At 58.7% G+C, this 17,656-nt stretch carries 14 protein-coding genes; 11 read left to right on the top strand and 3 right to left on the bottom strand.

The window, feature by feature from the left end; genetic code table 11:
• The first annotated feature begins 61 nt into the window (after positions 1-61).
• Entirely contained in the window at positions 62-1,459 is a 1,398-nt protein-coding gene (locus tag B9P63_RS06050; RefSeq protein WP_085307652.1) for a hypothetical protein, read from the top strand.
• Complete coding sequence (locus B9P63_RS06045; RefSeq protein ID WP_085307651.1) at positions 1,460-2,731, top strand: glycosyltransferase family 4 protein; 1,272 nt, start codon at positions 1,460-1,462, stop codon at positions 2,729-2,731.
• A gap of 17 nt (positions 2,732-2,748) precedes the next feature.
• Here B9P63_RS06045 and B9P63_RS06040 read toward each other — a convergent pair whose 3' ends face one another.
• Complete coding sequence (locus B9P63_RS06040; protein WP_085307650.1) at positions 2,749-3,240, bottom strand: serine O-acetyltransferase; 492 nt, start codon at positions 3,238-3,240, stop codon at positions 2,749-2,751.
• A 129-nt stretch (positions 3,241-3,369) separates the two neighbouring features.
• Between B9P63_RS06040 and B9P63_RS06035 the strand changes: the two genes are divergently transcribed.
• The 3 genes from B9P63_RS06035 to B9P63_RS06025 are packed head-to-tail and all read left to right on the top strand — an operon-like array spanning position 3,370 to position 7,687.
• Entirely contained in the window at positions 3,370-5,370 is a 2,001-nt protein-coding gene (locus tag B9P63_RS06035) for an acyltransferase family protein (protein ID WP_085307894.1), read from the top strand.
• The gene (locus tag B9P63_RS06030; RefSeq protein WP_085307649.1) at positions 5,367-6,911 is read left to right on the top strand and encodes a GMC oxidoreductase; all 1,545 of its coding nucleotides are present in this window, start codon (positions 5,367-5,369) and stop codon (positions 6,909-6,911) included. Before B9P63_RS06035 ends, B9P63_RS06030 begins: the two co-directional genes overlap by 4 nt.
• Positions 6,908-7,687, top strand: coding sequence for an SDR family oxidoreductase (locus B9P63_RS06025; RefSeq protein ID WP_085307648.1), 780 nt, complete (start codon positions 6,908-6,910; stop codon positions 7,685-7,687). Before B9P63_RS06030 ends, B9P63_RS06025 begins: the two co-directional genes overlap by 4 nt.
• Here B9P63_RS06025 and B9P63_RS06020 read toward each other — a convergent pair.
• Complete coding sequence (locus tag B9P63_RS06020; RefSeq protein ID WP_342743562.1) at positions 7,684-8,625, bottom strand: WecB/TagA/CpsF family glycosyltransferase; 942 nt, start codon at positions 8,623-8,625, stop codon at positions 7,684-7,686. The genes B9P63_RS06025 and B9P63_RS06020 overlap by 4 nt on opposite strands.
• On the opposite strand from B9P63_RS06020, the gene B9P63_RS06015 reads away from it, so the two are divergent.
• The 6 genes from B9P63_RS06015 (at position 8,606) to B9P63_RS05990 (ending at position 16,005) form a co-directional block, all read left to right on the top strand.
• A complete protein-coding gene (locus B9P63_RS06015) occupies positions 8,606-9,730 on the top strand; it encodes a Gfo/Idh/MocA family protein (RefSeq protein ID WP_085307647.1) in 1,125 nt (374 codons plus the stop codon). The genes B9P63_RS06020 and B9P63_RS06015 overlap by 20 nt on opposite strands.
• Positions 9,694-10,650 (top strand): NAD-dependent epimerase/dehydratase family protein, encoded by a 957-nt coding sequence (locus B9P63_RS06010; RefSeq protein ID WP_085307646.1) that lies wholly within the window; start codon positions 9,694-9,696, stop codon positions 10,648-10,650. The genes B9P63_RS06015 and B9P63_RS06010 overlap by 37 nt, the downstream gene beginning before the upstream one ends.
• Positions 10,643-11,896, top strand: a complete 1,254-nt coding sequence (locus B9P63_RS06005; protein ID WP_085307645.1) for a glycosyltransferase — start codon at positions 10,643-10,645, stop codon at positions 11,894-11,896. The genes B9P63_RS06010 and B9P63_RS06005 overlap by 8 nt, the downstream gene beginning before the upstream one ends.
• On the top strand, positions 11,893-12,864 hold the full coding sequence (locus B9P63_RS06000) for a glycosyltransferase family 2 protein (RefSeq protein ID WP_085307644.1): 972 nt from the start codon (positions 11,893-11,895) through the stop codon (positions 12,862-12,864). Before B9P63_RS06005 ends, B9P63_RS06000 begins: the two co-directional genes overlap by 4 nt.
• 9 nt (positions 12,865-12,873) lie before the next feature.
• Positions 12,874-14,979: an NAD-dependent epimerase/dehydratase family protein gene (locus B9P63_RS05995; protein ID WP_085307643.1), complete on the top strand. Its 2,106-nt coding sequence runs from the start codon at positions 12,874-12,876 to the stop codon at positions 14,977-14,979.
• A gap of 138 nt (positions 14,980-15,117) precedes the next feature.
• Positions 15,118-16,005: a CpsD/CapB family tyrosine-protein kinase gene (locus tag B9P63_RS05990; protein WP_245830564.1), complete on the top strand. Its 888-nt coding sequence runs from the start codon at positions 15,118-15,120 to the stop codon at positions 16,003-16,005.
• 61 nt (positions 16,006-16,066) lie between these two features.
• Here B9P63_RS05990 and B9P63_RS05985 read toward each other — a convergent pair whose 3' ends face one another.
• A complete protein-coding gene (locus B9P63_RS05985; RefSeq protein WP_085307641.1) occupies positions 16,067-17,386 on the bottom strand; it encodes a GumC family protein in 1,320 nt (439 codons plus the stop codon).
• Positions 17,387-17,656: the final 270 nt, after the last annotated feature.

Below are 17,656 nucleotides of genomic sequence, written 5' to 3'. Positions count from 1 at the left end.
CCTATAAAGCATAACGAAATCGGGGCGCATCTGCGCAAGGCAAAAGGACGAAAGCGCGACAATGCCGAATATCATCGCATTCGGGATGCTGGCCATCTGGCCCTTAGTCACCTTGGTGATGTTTCGCCGCTTGCCCGTCGAAAAGGCGTTCATCTGGGCGATCGTCGCTGGCTATCTGATCTTGCCGCCACCCCCTGCGGGCTTTGATTTCCCGCTATTGCCCGCCTTCGACAAGGATACGATTCCCAGTCTTTCGGTCTTTGTGATCTGCTTTTTCATGTATGGACATCGCGGTTCTTTGATGCCCGACACGCTTTTGCCGCGCATCGTGCTTGGCACGTTCATACTTAGCCCGATGTTCACGGTTCTCACCAACGGTGAGCCAGTGTTCTATGGCCAGGTCGGTATTCGCGGGCTTGGCATGACGGACATGTTGGCGCTGTGCATGTTGCAATTCATCACCGTCATCCCCTTTCTGATCGCGCGTAAGTTCCTTGTAGATGCGGCAAGCCAGAAAGAAATCCTCAAGATATTCGTATTCAGCGGCCTCGCCTATTCGCTGTTGATGCTGATTGAAATCCGCCTCAGCCCGCAACTCAACACATGGATTTACGGCTATTTCCAGCACGTCTTCGGCCAATCGGTGCGCTTTGGTGGCTATCGCCCCTTGGTGTTCCTTTATCACGGCCTCTGGGTCGCACTTTTTGCCATGACGGTGGTCATCGCCGCGCTTGCCATTGCCAAGGCGGAATCAGGCAAGGAAAGGCTGATGGCCTATTGCGCAGGCGCCTATATGTTGGTCGTTCTGGTGCTGTGCAAATCCATGGGTTCACTGATTTTCGCCGTGTTCCTGATCCCCGTGATCCTCCTATTCAAGCGCAATGCGCAGATCAAGATCGCGGCGCTCGTTGCGGCGCTTGCCGTCGGCTATCCACTGCTCAAAGGGTTTGACGTGGTGCCCGTGCAATGGATGCTGGATCAGGCCGCAGCCGTCAGCGAGGATCGCTCTGCCTCGCTAAAGTTTCGCTTCGACAATGAAATTATCCTGATGGAGCGCGCCATGCTCAAACCCCTGTTCGGTTGGGGCAGTTGGGGGCGCAATCATATTCTTGATCCTGTCAGCGGCATATTGCTGACCGTGACGGACGGACGCTGGATCATTGCGATTGGCGTTTACGGCTGGGTCGGCTTCCTTGCGGAGTTCGGACTTTTGACCTTGCCGATTTTCATGATCTGGCGCGAAGCCAAGCCGAGTTTCGGCGCTTCGATCACGCCCTATGCGGGCGCGATTTCGCTTTTGCTGGCGATCAACGTGCTCGACATGATACCCAACGCGACGCTGACCCCGCTTACTTGGCTGTTTTCGGGGGCCCTGATTGGCTACGCGGAATCTTTGCGCGCAGAGCGCATCGCAAATACGCCGGGGATGGAGCCGTTTCGCTGGCGGACGATTTTGTAGATGAGCCGCTTGAAACGCGTCCTGATCATCGCCGAAGCGGCAAACCCCGAATGGGTCAGCGTGCCGCTGGTGGGCTGGTCTTTAGCGACAGCCATCGCCGCCAAATGCGACGCGCATATCGTCACCCAGGTACGCAACCGCGATGCGTTTTTGCGTGCGGGCTTGATCGAGGGTGTCGATTTCACCGCAATCGATTCTGAGGCTTTCGCGCGCCCGCTCTGGGCGCTTGGGGAAAAGCTGCGCATGGGGCAAGGCAAGGGGTTTACTACGCTGCAAGTGATCAACGCGCTAAGCTATCCCTATTTCGAACGCCTGATCTGGCAGCGCTTCGGCGCCGCGATCAAGGCGGGCGAGTATGACGTCGTGCATCGCATCACGCCCCTTAGCCCGACGATTTCCAGCCCTCTCGCCGCCAAATGCGCGCGCGCGGGGGTGCCGTTCATACTTGGCCCGCTCAATGGCGGTGTGCCATGGCCGAAGGGGTTTGATAGCGAGCGGCGGCGCGAACGCGAATGGCTGTCCTATCTGCGCTCTGCCTACAAGGCTATGCCGGGGCGCAAGGCGACGCTAAAATATGCCAGTGCGATCCTGACAGGCTCGCACCATACCGCCAGCGAAGTGCCTGCGCGCTATCGCGAAAAATGTATCTACCTGCCCGAGAATGGCATTGATCCTGCCCGTTTCACAGGGCGTGCAGCTCCGCCCAAGGACGGCCCTTTGCGCGCTTGCTTCATCGGGCGCATGGTGCCCTACAAAGGCCCTGACATGCTGCTGGACGCGGCAGCACCCCTGCTTGCCTCCGGCGCGCTCGAAATCGAAATGATCGGCGACGGACCGATGCTGGAGCCGCTCAAGGCACGCGGCGATCAGGGCGTCACGTGGCGCGGGTGGATGGCGCATGAAGACGTGCAAAGCGTGCTGAAAACCTGCCATCTGCTGTCATTTCCCTCGATCCGCGAATTCGGCGGCGGGGTAGTTCTAGAGGCGATGGCGCTTGGCGCGGTGCCCCTGATTGTGGATTACGCAGGCCCGGGCGAATTGGTCAGTGATGCTTGGGGTATGAAAGTGCCGCTTGGCAGGCGCGACAAGATTGTTGACGATTTCAGAGCACGCCTTACAGCACTTTGCAAAGATCACAGCGCGCTGCCAGCAATGGGCGATGCGGCGATCGCACGCGTGCAAAGCCATTTCACATGGGAGCGCAAAGCGGAGCAAATCTTGCAGGTCTATGACTGGCTTGAAAACACCGGCCAAGCGCCCCGATTTTTTTAGAAAAAGACGCCCCCCCCCTAAATCGGACGTGCGGGAATACCGACGACCGTTTGACCCGCGGCCACGTCCCCCGTCACCACCGCGTTGGCCCCGATGCGCGCATCATGGCCCACGCTCAAAGGCCCTAGCAGTTTCGCCCCTGCCCCGATATCCACATGACCACCCAGAACAACCGCCCCTGCCAAGGTCACCTGTTGGAAAATCATACAGTTCGGGCCGATTTTGGCATCAGGATGGATCACGATTCCCGTAGGATGCGTGAGGCGCAACCCCCCCTCGATTTGCGTGTTCAAATGGATTTCGCATTGGGTGATCGTCGACCAGAACAGATGCGAGAGCGCCCAGCGCTTGCACGTCAATTTTCCAAGCACACCACCACGCGCGTGCGCCGCCTGATAGCGCCTGATCGAGCGCAGCAGTTTCTGCCCCGGATCCCAAAATCCGCGCACAGCCTCGCGGCTCCAATCCGGCACACTAGCCGAAACATTCAAATCAGGGCTGTCTTGCATCGTGCGTCTCACTCGTTCACGCGCAAACTAGGCGCTTCGCGCAATTTGCGAAACCCCTTCCATGAAATCGCCACAAAAGGCGTTCATTTCACAGGCGACGCCCTGAGAGCCCCTTGTTAGACTGTGCATATGAGTACCCAGATACCTCCACCCTATCGCCGCGAAATAGACGGTCTGCGCGCAATCGCGGTACTGGCGGTCGTGCTTTATCATTTTGGCGTTTCTGGGCTGCAAGGCGGTTTTGTCGGCGTCGATATCTTCTTCGTGATTTCCGGATTTTTGATCGGCGGCTTGCTTTGGCGCGAGGCCCAGAGCCGCAAAACGATTGATCTGAAACGCTTTTACATGCGTCGTATCAAGCGACTTGCGCCCGCCTATTTCGCCATGGCCGTTGCGGCGCTGATCGTCGGCTACACCGTGCTTTTGCCATTCGAGTTTCGCGAATTTGGCAAATCCCTGATCGCGGCGACGGTCTATCTGTCCAACGTCAATTTCTTTCGCGAGGCAGGGTATTTCGACAGCGCGTCCGAGGACAAAGTGCTGCTGCACACCTGGTCGCTCTCGGTTGAAGAACAGTTCTACATCGTGCTGCCCATACTTATGGTGTTGCTCATGCGCCGCCCCTTCGGCTTGCGCGCTGTGCTTTGGGCAAGTTTCGCGCTGTCCCTCATCGCTTGCATCTGGATGACCCAGCGCTCGCAACCTGCTGCATTCTATCTGTTCCCGTTTCGCGCATGGGAGCTTTTGGCAGGCGTTTTGCTCGCGATCGAGACCCAGCGCCGCGCCGATCTGATCCCCCGCTCCCCAGCATTAAGTCTCATTGGCCTTGTGATGATCCTTGCCAGCATCGCACTTGTTCCGGCTGGTGCCAGTTTTCCCGGCTGGCACGCGATATTCCCTGTGCTTGGGACGGTTTTGATCATCGCCAATGGACAGGACAACAACTGGATCAATCGCGCCTTGGCGCGCCCGCTACCTGTGGGCATCGGGCTGATTTCCTACTCGCTTTACCTTTGGCATTGGCCTGTTCTCACGCTCTCCAGCTATTATCGTGGGGGGTATTCAGGCTGGCTGGAAACCGCATTCTGGCTTGGGCTCAGTCTCAAACTTGCTTATCTGTCGTGGCGCTTTGTCGAGCGCCCTGTGCGCCGCTCGAAGATAACCGCTTGGCCTACATTTGGCGCGGCGGCGGTGTTTAGCGCCGCGCTTGTCGCAGTGGGTGGTTTTATTTTCACCAAGGACGGAATGCTGGATCGGTTCGATCCACCCCTGCGCACCCATATCGAAGCATCAGCCGATTTCCTGCAAGACTGGTCGCGCTGCACCGTGCCAGAGCGCGGCCCATTGATCGGCTTGGAGGTCTGCCCGATCGGACCTGAGGGCGAGGCTAAAATCCTGATTTGGGGCGATAGCCATGTACGCGCGCTCAAGGAAGGTTTGGAACGCGCAGCTTATGAGGCAGACGCCCCCGCCCTGCTGATCTGGCGCGCTGGATGTGCGCCCGTGTTCGGCTTGATCAAGGACGAAACAACCGCGACGCCCGTGCAAGACACGGCTTGTACGCAGGCCAATGCGCAGATCGAAACGGCGCTTTTGGAACGCCCCTTCGCGCGCGTTCTACTGCTCGGGCGTTGGGGGTATTACACGAATGGCGGCGGTGTAGGATTGGACGCGGGAAATAGGGTCGCGCTTGAAGTCTTAGGGTTTGACGGGCTGCAAAATGCGCAATTTGCGCAGGGTTTGCATGCGACGACGCGTGCGCTGCAGGCAGTTGGAAGTGACGTTGCGCTCCTGCGGGCGATCCCTGAAATCGGCAATTACGACTCGCGCCAAGTTGCACGCGCGCTTGCAGGAAATCGATTGTCAGCTGACAATCTGAGCGCTGCGACCACCCTTCCCCTAAGCGCGCATAAGGCGCGCACTGCGGGGTTGGACCCCGCTTTGGAAGCGATGGCGACGGACGGCGTCACCCTATTTGATCCTGCGCCCTTCTTTTGCTCTGACACCACATGCTCAGCGCTGCACGGCGGCAAGGCTCAATATTTCGACAACAACCACATCATCAATTCCGCCGCGATACGCATTCGCAGCTTGTTCGCGCCTCTCTTCGCGCTGGCGGCCCAGCAATGACGTGCGCCCTGCTTGATCAAGACTGGGATGCAGTGATCATCGGCACGGGGATGGGCGGCGGCACGATCGGGCGCGCCCTCGCCGAGGGCGGCATGAGGGTACTTTTCCTGGAGAAGGGTCCAAAGGGTCATCGTAGTGAACGCCAAGCCCTGCATAGCAAGGTGTTCACCCCTGAAGCTCGCAGTTTGCGAGGGTTTTGGCCGACGCCGCTGCGCGCGAAAATTGACGGCAAGGAGAGTAAATTTTTCGCGCCGCTTGGGGCCGGCGTCGGGGGGAGTTCCGCATTCTACGCGGCCACTCTGGAGCGGCCGGAGCGGCATGATATGGACGATCACCCCCATGCGAAGTGGCCGATCAGTTTCGATGAAATGCAGCCTTGGTATGCGCGCGCCGAGGCAATGTATCACGTCTGCGGCGCGCCTGATCCCTTGTCGCCCGAGCCCCAAGCGGCCCTGCGCGCAGCGCCGGAACTGGACGCGAGCGATGCGGGATTGATGGGCGAAATGCAGCAGGCGGGACTGCATCCCTACAGGCTGCATTCGGCGATCAAATATGTGCAGGGCTGCCATGGGTGCCTCGGCTCCAAATGCCCCAAGGCGTGTAAAATGGACGGCCGGTCCGCAGGGGTCGAACCTGCCCTTGCCAGCGGCAATGCGGCCTTGCTGGATCGCGCCGAAGTCACCGGGATCGAGAGTTTCAAAGGGCGTGCAACGCGCCTTGCGATCAAGCGTGACGGCGTGGAGCACTCGCTGAGCGTCAAACGTGTGATCCTTGCAGGCGGCGCGCTTGGATCAGCCCATTTGATGCTTGCCTCCAAGCCCGCAGGCTTGGCAAATTCCAGCGGGCTGGTGGGGCGCAATTTGATGTTTCACCTCAATGAAATGTTTGCGCTTTGGCCCAAGGTAGCGCACGCGGGGGACGGCGCGAGCAAGGCAATTTCCCTGCGCGATCTTTATCATCAAGGCGGCGCGCGTTTTGGCACGGTGCAAAGCATGGGGACCGGCGCAGGCTACGGTGAAATTCTGCATTATCTTAGGCTTATGCTGGCGCGCTCGCCCCTGCGCCACGTACCGCTTAGTCATGACCTAACGCGTATTCCAGCCGCGATCGCGGTTCGAATGCTTGGCAATGCAAAGGTATTCGTCGGCCTTCTTGAGGACTTTGGTTACCCAGAGAACCGCGTTGTTTTTGACCCAAAAAGCCCCGATCATCTGCGCGTCGAATACACCATCGCCCCTGAACTCAAAGCGCGTCGTCGTGCGTTTCGCCGTGCGATCAGGCGCGCATTCCGAGTGCACCGAAAGCTGTTTTTATCCCTGCAACCGGAATTGAATTTCGGCCATCCCTGCGGCACTTTGCGGTTCGGGAATGATCCGAAAACCTCCGTGCTTGACGTGAATTGCAAGGCCCATGATCTGAGCAATCTTTGGGTCGTTGATAGCAGCTTCATGCCCACGTCTTTCGGCGTAAATCCATCGCTGACAATCGCCGCGAACGCGTTGCGCGTGGGCGAGCATATTCTGAAAGAGGCCAGCACATGACACCATCGCAAACCATCGCAAACGGACCTGCAATCGTGACGGGCGCAGGCTCGGGTCTCGGTCGCGCATTGGCGCGCAAGTTGGCTGCAAAAGGCACGCCCGTCGCAATCATGGGGCGCCAGGAAAAAGCGCTGCTTGAGACAGCCAGCGCGCATCCCGATCTGATCCATTCCTTTGTTTGCGATGTGGCTGACGCCGCGGCAGTTCACGCCTGCACAGCGCAGATCGTGCAGCGGCTAGGCACAGTTCGCATCTTGGTTAATAACGCGGCGATTTATCCGCGTCGCGACATCCTCGATCTGCCCCAAGGTGCATTCATGGAGACGATGGGCATAAATCTTGGCGGCATGGTTAACACAGTGCAAGCGGCCCTGCCTCATATGGTGGGCGATGGCGTCGGGCGCATTTTGAATGTGGCGACTTTTGCCGATATGTCGCCCCTGCCGATGAGCAGCGAATACAGCACCTCAAAAGGTGCGGCGCGAATTTTCACGCGCGCTCTGATCGCGGATATCGGCGATCGGTTTCCCGATATTGTCGTCGGGGATTGGATGCCCGGCATGCTGGCGACGCAAATGGGGATCGAGAATGGTCTCGCGCCCGAGGTGGTTGCCGGATGGGGCGCGGCGCTGGCGCTCATGCACGATCCTGCGCTGACGGGAACGACCTTTGAAATGGATCGCGAAATTTTGGGCGGAAGCCGCTTGAAGCGCAGGCTAAAGGCTGCGTTAACCTTCAGCCGAGCACCAAAGCCACGGACAATCACCCCGATCTAGCGGCTCTTGTAGGCGCGCCATGCAAGGCCCGGCAAGACAAGTGCGCAATGCGCGTAGCGCATGAACATGCGGCGCGGATTGCTAGCCATACGCCAGAACCATTCCATCGCAATCCTGCGCACCCATTTGGGCGCGCGCACTTGCGTGCCTGACAGAAAATCGAGGCCAGCGCCGATAGACGCAAAGCCGACGCGCGGCGCAAGTTTACGGCCCAAAGCCGCGAACACCTCCTGTTTCGGCGCGCCCAGCGCGAGAAAAGCCAGCCCAGCACCGCTTGCATCGAGCTCTTTCAGAATTGCGCGCGCAGCCTCTCCAGTGGGGTCGAACCCGAACTCAGGCGCGTGAATGTAGGCGATTTGCAGGCCCTTCGATTGCGCTTGGAGAGCCCTGCCAGCCGCTTCGAGCGAGGCCTTGGAACTACCGATGAGCGCGGCGCTCACGCCAGCGGACGCTGCGAGACGCGCCAAGGGCACGACCAGTTCAGAGCCCGGCATCAGATCGACAGGAGCCTTGGCAAGGCGCGACAACCAGACGATCGGATTGCCGTCCGCAACCACCAGATCCTGCGCGCTATAGGCGACGCGAAACGGCGCAGAACTTTCCAGTTTTGTCACGTGATCAAGATTGATCGTGGCCAGCGCGAAGCCTTGTTTGCCTTCAAAGCGGTGCGTGACCTGCGCCATCAGATCGGCGTGCGTTGCGACATTGATATCAACCGCGAAATTTTTTCCAGTCAGCCGCAAAATGCGCCCCTTTTCGACTCTTGAACCTGCGTTTGACCCTATGATGGCCAATTGCGCCAGAATTATCACGCCAATGTACCGATTTTTCCAGATCGGCCCAAGAATGGCCATGATTGTGTGGTGAATTGATTGGGGCAAATGGTAAACAGATACCAGCAATTCTTGGGTGACGGGCATGACGGAGATAGCGATCATCGGGTGCGGCTTTGTGGCCGATCTCTATATGCGCTCTTTTGCCAGCTTTCCAAATCAGCGGATTTCAAGCGTTTACGACACCAATTCAGCGCGTTTGGCACAGTTTTGTAGCTATTGGGCGTTGAACGGCGCATCGACGCAAGGCGCGCTGCTGGATGACTTGCCCAAAGGCAGCATCGTTTTGAACCTGACAAACCCCGCCGCCCATAGCGCCGTCAACCGCGCGATTTTGCAGGCGGGGCATCACGCCTATTCGGAAAAGCCGCTCGCCTTGAGCATGAACGATGCGCGCGATTTGCAGGAGTTGGCAACGCGTTCGAACCTACATCTGGCCTGCGCGCCCTGCTCGGTCTTGGGCGAAGCCGCGCAAACACTGGCCAAGGCCGCACGAAGCGGGACCGCTGGCGCTATTCGCCTGATCTATGCAGAGTTGGATGACGGCTATATCCCCCAAGCGCCCTATAAGGATTGGCAAAGCGAGAGCGGTGCGCCCTGGCCTTTTGCCGATGAATTTCACGTGGGCTGCACGCTGGAGCATGCGGGCTATTATCTGAGCTGGCTGATCGCGATGTTCGGCCCCGTTGCCGAGGTGATCGCCGCCTCAGCACAGACGATTCCCGACAAACCGGGGGCACAGGGCACAGCCGATTTTTCCGTCGCCACATTGTTTTTTGAGCACGGCGGACCGCCTGTACGCCTGACCTGTTCGATCACCGCACCACATGATCACCGTATCCGGATGTTCGGTGAAAAGGGTGTTCTGAGCGTCAAGAAAGCATGGGCCAACTCCGCGCCCGTGAAGTTTCACAAACGCATGATCCTGCGGCGGCGCTTGCTGGAGCATCCCATTGGAAAGCGGATCAAACTTGGCGGCGCAAGCCATCCCAAGGTCAAACGCTGGGGCGCGGCAGAGATGAATTTCGCGCTTGGCCCGATGGAAATGCTGGAAGCGATCGAGGCAGGGCGCGCGCCGCGTCTTGCGGGTGATTTTGCGCTGCATTTGAACGAGGTCACACTTGCGATACAAAACGCAGGGCGCACGCACGGCGTTCAACAAATGGAAACCACATGCGCGATGATGGAACCGATGCCATGGGCAAAGTGAGCGCGCAACATTTCGTCGTGACCGGCGCGGCGGGCTATCTGGGCCGCGCGATCGTGAGGGTGGCGCAGACGCGCGGGCACCGCGTGACGCAGGTGGTGCGCAGCGGTGCAAGCGGCATTGCCCAGGACCTTGCAGAGAACGGTGCAGCCAAAGCATTGCTCGAGCAGATCAAGAGCGCAGATTCAGTGATACACGCAGCTTCGGAGATGAGTGACGACTGGACGCTGCATAAACGCTCCAGCCTGCCTGCCGCGCGCTCTGTCTGCGCCTTGGCAGAGGGGCTAGGCGCGCATCTGGTGCATGTCAGCTCCATCGTGATCTATGATTTCGCAGCGCTCAAAGTCGGTGCTATCGTCGACGAAAACAGCCCGATCGAGACCGCGCCAGAACAACGCGATGGCTATGTGCGCGCAAAGCTGACGCAAGAAGAAATCATCACAAACGCGAGGCCAGATGCGAGCGTGCTGCGCGTCGGAGCGATCTATGGCGCAGGCCGGATCACGAACGCACATCTGGGCATCGGGCTCGGACCTATCCTGCTCCGCCTTGCTGCGCACGGACAAGTTCCGCTGGTGCATGTGGAGCTTGCGGCGCAAATCGCCGTCAGCGCAGCCGAGAAAAAAGTGCGTGGCGCGGTCAATGTGCTGGATAGCGATCTGCCCGATCGTATCCGCTTTATTTCGGCGCTAAGCGCATCGGGCTGGCCAAAGCTGGTTATCCCATGCCCCTGGCAGATTTTCGTAGGTCCCGGCACGCTTCTGGGTTTCTGGAAGAGGCGTCCAGGGCTGCTACGGCGGCGCGTGCTGCATGCACGCATGAAGCCACTGGGTTATGACAATACGTTGATGCGCGCCCAGTTCGATGAGGTGAAGATGCCAGCCTTTGAGGTCTTGATAAATCGGGCGATGCGCGATGAATGAAGTTGGCCCCATCGCATATTTGACCGGTGAATACCCGCGCGCGACAGACACGTTCATTCAGCGCGAGGTCGCAGCCTTGCGCGCGCTTGGACTGCAGGTTGAAACCTGCTCAATCCGGCGCACGGACCCCAGCCATCATGTCGGGCCAGAGCAGCGCGCAGAGGCGGAACGCACGTTTCATGTGCTTGAGGCGGCGAAAAATCCGATGCGGCTCCTTGGCGCTCATGTGGGCCTCTTCGCTCAAAACCCGAAGCGGTATTTCGGGGCGTTGAAGCAGGCTTGGGATACGCGCGCGCCGGGGGGCAAGGCCGCGCTTTATCAGATGATCTATTTCGCAGAGGCCGGCATGCTGGCGCGGCACATGCAAAGCTGCGGGATCACGCATTTGCACAACCACATCGCCGCCGCATCCTGCACCGTCGCGATGCTGGCGAGCACGCTAAGCGGAATTCCCTACAGTTTTACATTGCACGGTCCCGACATCTTTTTCGAGCCGCATCGCTGGCGGCTCGACGCCAAGATTGCATCGGCGCGTTTCGTCGCCTGCATCAGCCATTTTTGCCGCGCGCAGGCGATGAATTTCTCTGAGTGCGCACATTGGTCCAAACTGCATATCGTGCATTGCGGGATCGAGCCTGAACGCTACACGCCGCGCGCGCGCACACGCGGAAAAGAGGTGTTGTTTATCGGGCGTTTGGCGGGTGTCAAAGGCGTGCCTGTGTTGCTCGACGCACTTCGTGCGCTGCAAAAGGACCACTCTGATCTGCGCCTCACCTTTATCGGGGACGGGCCCGAACGGGCGATGCTGGAAGCGCGCGCGAAAGAGATGGGCTTGGCAGATATTACAGATTTCACCGGCTACAAAAGTCAGGCAGAGGTGGCGACAGCGCTCAAAACCACCGATATTTTCGTGCTCCCCAGCTTCGCCGAGGGCGTTCCCGTGGTGTTGATGGAAGCCATGGCGGCCGAGGTGCCGGTGGTCACGACCCATGTGGCAGGCATTCCCGAATTGATCGAGCATGGCGTGCATGGACTATTGACGCCGCCAGGCGATAGCGCTTCGCTCGCCAATGCGATCGCGCTGCTTCTGAGCGATCCGAACAGTGCCGCGCGTATGGGAAAAGCAGGGCGCGAAAAGGTCAGCGCAGAGTTCAACATCGCCCTCGAGGGCGCTTGGCTTGCGGAAATTCTGGCGCACTATCACAAAAGCCCAACACCAGACCTACCCGTGAGGAGAACCACATGAGCCTTGTCGGAGCCGTCGTCATCGGGCGCAACGAAGGTGCGCGCCTCAAGCGGTGCCTTACCAGCCTTGCGCCGCAAGTTGCGCATCTGGTCTATGTGGACAGCGGATCGCGCGATGATAGCGTGGCATTCGCGCACTCCATCGGCGCGCGGGTCGTGCAGCTTGATACGCGAACCCCCTTCACAGCGGCGCGCGCACGTAATGAGGGATTCGAGGCGTTGATGGAAATCGCCGATTGCGGGCTGGTGCAGTTCATCGACGGCGATTGCGGCGTAGAGCCTGACTGGATCGCGAAAGCCAGTGCACAACTGAGAGACGACCCCGCCCTTGGTCTTGTCACCGGTTGGCGGCGCGAGATTTATCCGGACAATTCGATTTATAACGCGCTGTGCGATGTGGAGTGGAACCGTCCGGTCGGGCTGATCAAGGCCTGCGGCGGTGATATGATGGTGCGCGCCGCGGCGTTTGATGATGTGGGTGGCTTCGATCCGACGGTGATCGCAGCCGAGGACGACGAGTTTTGCCAACGCCTTGCGGGCGCGCAGTGGCAATTGCTGCGCATTCCCGAAAACATGACCCTGCACGATGCCAATATGCTGCATTTCAGCGAATGGTGGAAGCGCGCGGAGCGATCCGGCCACGGCTTTGCGCAGGTCGGTGATCTGCATCCGCCCTACTTCACCCGAGAGCGCAAACGCGTGCTGGTGTTCGGCGCGATCCTTCCCGCACTTGCGCTGCTGGGCTTGCTGTTTTCCGGCATGCTCTTGCTGGGTGTAATATTGGCCTACGCGCTGTCCTACGGGCGCACCCTTTTGGGCCTCAAGCGCGAAGGGGTGATAGAGCGGCCGCTGCTTTATCAACTCGCGGGGCTTTTGTCGCTGTCGAAACTGCCCAACATGCTGGGCATGATCCGCTATTATTGGCGCAAGCGTGCAGGCCACGCGATGCGCATTATCGAGTATAAATAGGATAGTTTTATGAGTAGCCCCTTGCGCGCCGGGATCATCGGCGCTGGATATATCGCGACCTGGCACGCGGATGCGATCAAACAGACGGCGGGCGTGCGGCTCGCGGCGGTGTGCGATGTATCGCAAGGCGCTGCGCGCGATCTGGCGGCGCCGCACGGCGCAAAGGTATTTACGGACGTCGATGCGATGCTCGCCTCCGGCAAGGTGGATGCGGTGCATATTTTGACACCGCCCCAGTTCCATGCGGATCTGGCTGAAAGGGCGCTGCGCGCAGGTGTCGCCGTGCTGGTGGAGAAACCTGTCGCGGTCTCAGCGGATGAAATGCGCGCAATGGCGCGGGCCTCCGAGGAGAGCGGTAGCCTACTGGCCGTTGGACATAATTTCCTGAGCTTGCCGGGCTACGCGCGCCTTAAAGCCGCGCGTGCGGCGGGCAAGATCGGGCGCATCAGTGCGGCGGAGTTCAACTGGTGCTTCCCACTTGCGCCGCTGCGCTCGGGCCCGTTCGGGCTGTGGATGCTGCGTGAACCGAAGAACCTTTTGCTGGAACTTGCCCCGCATCTGTTTGCCTTCGCCGCTGATCTGTTTGGCGAGATCGAGGTGCTGGATGTGCATCTGAGCCATCCAACTGAATTGCCGGGCGGCACAGAGCGCGCGCAAAGCTGGCGCATTCTGGCGCGCGCGGGGCATGTGGATATCACGGTGAACCTGAGCACGGTCGAAACGCTTGACGATCGCTCGCTGACGCTGCGTGGCTCGAACGGAATGGCGCGATATGATTATGCGGCGGATGCGCTGATGATCCGCTCTGAGAATGCGGCGGACTTGATCGTGAACCCGCTGGTGAGCCAGTTAACCCAGTCTTTTGCGCACTTGCGCGAGGGGGCGGTGAATGCCGTGCGTCAAACGCTGTCGCTGAACCGAAAGTCCGCCTACGGGCTTAGTTTTCTCGGGATCACCGATGCGTTTTACACGGCCCTGCGCGAAAAATCTGCGATTGATCCACGTTACAGCGCGGCGAGCGGCGTGAGGGTGATGGACGCTTTGCAACAGGTGATCAAGCGCCTGCCTGCGCAAGGTGCCGAAACGCATGTGCATCCGGCGCAAACGCGAAAACCCAAGCCTAATGTGATGGTCATCGGCGGCACAGGTTTTATCGGCTCGCATCTCACCCGCGCTTTGGTGGCTAAAGGACATGATGTGCGCGTGCTCTCGCGCGGCACACGCGGACCGTTCCCCGATCTGCCCGATCAAGTGGAAACTGTTGGCGTCGATCTGAAAGACAAAGCCGCACTGATCAAGGCAATGAAGGGCATAGAACTAGTCTACAGCCTTGCAAAATCCATGGATACGACGTGGGAGCTGTGCCTGCAAAATGATGTCGGCGTGGCGGTGAATATCGCCGAAGCCGCGCTGGAGGCTGGCGTCGAGCGGTTGGTCTACACCGGCACAATCGCGTCCTACGATATGTCGAGCGAGGCAGTGACCATTCGCGAGAATACCGCGTTTGACGATGATATGTCCGATCGCAATCTTTATGCGCGCTCCAAGGCGGAATGCGAGCGCCGCTTGATGAAAATGCACACTGAGCGCGGCCTGCCTTTGACTATCGCGCGGCCCGGCATCGTGATCGGTGCAGGGGGGCCACTGCAACATTGGGGCATCGGGCGTTGGCATGGCGCGGGCGCGGTCCGGCTCTGGAGCGCGGGCAACAACAAGCTGCCCTTTGTTCTGATCGAAGATGTGAGTGCGGGATTGATCGCCATGGGCCACGCGCCCGCTGCGCTTGGGCAATCGTTCAATCTGGTGGGGGATATCCAGTTCACCGCGCGCGAATATTTCGATGCGATCTACGGCGCGCTTGGGGCACGGGTCAAAGTCAAAGGGGGCAATCCGACCCTTTTCTGGGCCGTGGATGCGGTGAAATACGAGCTGAAGAAACACGCGCTGCGCCGCCATGCCGTGCTGCGCCCCTCATTAATGGATTGGAAGTCGCGCGCGCATTTCAGCCCCTTCGACAACAGACAAAGCAAGGAACGACTGGGCTGGCGGCCGGAAAGTGATCGCACCGCCTTTGTCCGGAAAGGCATCATCGAGGCCAATTTGCTGGGCTATTGAGCCAACACTCACAAGAAATTGCGCAAGGTTTCACGCTCTGCCCCTTGCGGTGACATGATTTCGCCTGATTTTTTAGACTATGGTAGGGCAAATGCGCGTATCGTTTCCGATGCGCGCAAAAAAGGACGAAGGCAGGTTATGAGCAACGAAAATTCCAGACGTGTGGATTTAGAAACGCAGAACACTGGAACCCGTCGCAGGTTTTCCAGCGGCGGCATGCGATTGTCCGAAACCGAAGCGGCCGAAATGCGTCGCCGCCTTATCAAGCCGATGACATCCCAAGCTCCGCAAGAGATGGCACCGGATACGTGGGATCGCTTGTCCAGTATTCCAGTGAACGAAGCCCATCTGGAGCAGAACCGTATTATAAGTGCAAGCCGCCATAATCCTGCGCATGTTGCCTTCGATGTGCTGCGCACACGCTTGGTTCAAGGCCTTGCCGAAAAAGGGTGGCGCCGGGTCGTTATCACCTCACCAACAAAGGACTGCGGAAAGACCTTTATCTCGACCAATCTCGCCATCAGCCTGTCACGACAGGAACGCCTGCGCACGGTTCTCATGGACCTCGATTTACGCAATCCGTCGGTCGCGCCGCTTTTGGGCGTCGATCAACCGGGAGATATGGGAGATTTCCTGCGTGGGAACGTGCCTGTTGCGGGGCACTTCAAACGTATGGGACAGAATATGCTCAAGATCGGGTCCAACGTTGCGTTTGGGCTCAATAGCACGCGTGAACCCTATGCCTCTGAAATGCTTGGATCTTCGGCGACCTCCGATGCAATTGCACAGATGGAAGCGGAACTAGAACCGGATGTTGTGATCTACGACATGCCCCCCGCGCTGTACCACGATGACGTCATGGCCTTTCGCGAACACTATGACGGCGTTTTGCTGGTTGTTGGCGGCGGAACGACGAAGGCAAATGAAATTCGCGAACTCAAGCGACGTTTTGGCGATGACAAACCACTGTTAGGTGTCATTCTAAACAAGGCCGAAGGCCTGTCGATCAGTCACTACAGCTACTAATTACCCGAAGACTGTCTCGTTACAAATGGCGCGCCCGATGCAAGGCGCACCATTTTTCTGTCTAGGGTTTTGCTTCGCGATTGAAGAGCCCACTAAGCATTCCACCCAACCCTTTTGCCGCGTAGCTGCGCAGCAGCAATGCAGCCGATAGGATCAGTGCAAGCAATCCAGTAATCCAAACCAGTTTTCGGCGGCGCTGCTCCCAGGTGGTTTTCACGTAGGGGATCGACACAACCGGCTGCATGCCGAGTTGACGCTCGAGTTGCGCGCTAGTGCGAATGGCGGGGTTCATCATTTCAAGGCCAAGCGCCACGAGGCAAGCGAGAAAGCCACTGCCGATGAGGCCAAGTATGGCAATTTTCTTGCGGCTCGGCGAGACCGGATATTCAGGCACAAGCGCCGTTTCCAAAACAACGAAACGCTCTGATTGATCAGCCGTTTCAAGCAACTGGCCCATCTCCGCTTCGGCGCGGCCCGTGGTGATGACGCTGTACTGATCTTGCAACTGGCGTAGTCGGCGGTTCAGCGAACCCAGCTCCCGCTCTACTTCTGGCGCGGCGGCGATCACCGCTTCGATTCGATTAATTCGCTGGGAAATCAGCGCTTTCTGTTCTTCCAGGCGCGCGATCTGCAGGTCGACAACGGATTGACGCTGGCGCGATGTATTGCTGGATGCTGAGATAATCTCACGATCTATCTCCAGCTCTGTCTCGCGCAGGGTTCCCAATTGGTCACGCTGCGAAGCAATTCCATTTGGCAAAGCATCGGAGTTTGCGCTTTTGAAGATTGCTATTTCTTCCTCGACCTTCAAGATGTCTGCACCGATGCGCTGCTCTTCACTGGTGAAGAAAGCAAGCGCGCCCTGCGTGCGCTCTTCCTTGCGCTTTCGGTTCTGCTCAAGCACCGCGCCGAGGAATTCATTTGCGATGTTCGCCGCCATAACCGGATCACCAAAGGTAACCGTGATCAGCATGCCAGATGGGGTGATGTTGGGTTGCCAAGCCTGTGCGCCGTCCTTGATCTGCACGATCTGAACGCTCGAACGCAGCGCGTCGACTTTCTCGTTCAGTGGCATCAAAGGTCCGTCCCCGAACAGTTGCAGCTTTTCGACAACGCGCACCAAACTTTCGCGCGCCATGAGGCGTTGTTCGATCAAAGTCAGGCGATGCGCCGCGCCGTTGTTGCCTGCAGCCACGCCAGAGGATTGACTGGACACCGACGCACTTTCGATCTGCAGAGCCGCATGTGTCTCATAGAGGCTAGGTTGGTTGAGTGCGTAATAAATCGCAGCCAAAGTTCCCAATCCGATAATGAGCGCCATCAAGAAGAAGCGGCGCTTGAGCACACCGAAAAACTCGCCGACGGTTCTGATCTGATCCAAAGCAACTCTCCTTAGCCAAACACGCGGCCATGACTATTCATTCCAAGCAAGAGCCAATCAATAGCCCCCGGTCCATCAAAACTCGCTGCCGATCTGACGTCATCGCACACGAGGCAATTGCCCCGCCTATGCGGCAAACCTATGAATAGGTCTGCCAGCAAAGTCCCCCACGGAATCGGTGGCAGCCGATACGTCTCCGTCAAAGGTATATCAAAAAGGCAAAAATTACCAAGATTTTGTCCCATTTTCACAGAAACAATCCACCCGAAC

Origin of the sequence: Planktotalea arctica (assembly GCF_002105285.1) — a bacterium.
GTDB lineage: Bacteria > Pseudomonadota > Alphaproteobacteria > Rhodobacterales > Rhodobacteraceae > Planktotalea > Planktotalea arctica.
The sequence above is the reverse complement of the archived record's forward strand: the minus strand, read 5'-3'. Positions and strand labels throughout refer to the sequence as shown.

Bases quoted from the DNA above. Each gene is read 5' to 3' on its own strand.
- B9P63_RS06005 (WP_085307645.1), top strand. From the start codon at position 10,643: ATGAATGAAGTTGGCCCCATCGCATATTTGACCGGTGAATACCCGCGC.
- B9P63_RS06010 (WP_085307646.1), top strand. From the start codon at position 9,694: ATGCGCGATGATGGAACCGATGCCATGGGCAAAGTGAGCGCGCAACAT.
- B9P63_RS06020 (WP_342743562.1), bottom strand. From the start codon at position 8,625: ATGATCGCTATCTCCGTCATGCCCGTCACCCAAGAATTGCTGGTATCT.
- B9P63_RS06035 (WP_085307894.1), top strand. From the start codon at position 3,370: ATGAGTACCCAGATACCTCCACCCTATCGCCGCGAAATAGACGGTCTG.
- B9P63_RS05990 (WP_245830564.1), top strand. From the start codon at position 15,118: ATGAGCAACGAAAATTCCAGACGTGTGGATTTAGAAACGCAGAACACT.
- B9P63_RS06045 (WP_085307651.1), top strand. From the start codon at position 1,460: ATGAGCCGCTTGAAACGCGTCCTGATCATCGCCGAAGCGGCAAACCCC.
- B9P63_RS06050 (WP_085307652.1), top strand. From the start codon at position 62: ATGCCGAATATCATCGCATTCGGGATGCTGGCCATCTGGCCCTTAGTC.
- B9P63_RS06030 (WP_085307649.1), top strand. From the start codon at position 5,367: ATGACGTGCGCCCTGCTTGATCAAGACTGGGATGCAGTGATCATCGGC.
- B9P63_RS06000 (WP_085307644.1), top strand. From the start codon at position 11,893: ATGAGCCTTGTCGGAGCCGTCGTCATCGGGCGCAACGAAGGTGCGCGC.
- B9P63_RS06040 (WP_085307650.1), bottom strand. From the start codon at position 3,240: ATGCAAGACAGCCCTGATTTGAATGTTTCGGCTAGTGTGCCGGATTGG.
- B9P63_RS05995 (WP_085307643.1), top strand. From the start codon at position 12,874: ATGAGTAGCCCCTTGCGCGCCGGGATCATCGGCGCTGGATATATCGCG.
- B9P63_RS06025 (WP_085307648.1), top strand. From the start codon at position 6,908: ATGACACCATCGCAAACCATCGCAAACGGACCTGCAATCGTGACGGGC.
- B9P63_RS06015 (WP_085307647.1), top strand. From the start codon at position 8,606: ATGACGGAGATAGCGATCATCGGGTGCGGCTTTGTGGCCGATCTCTAT.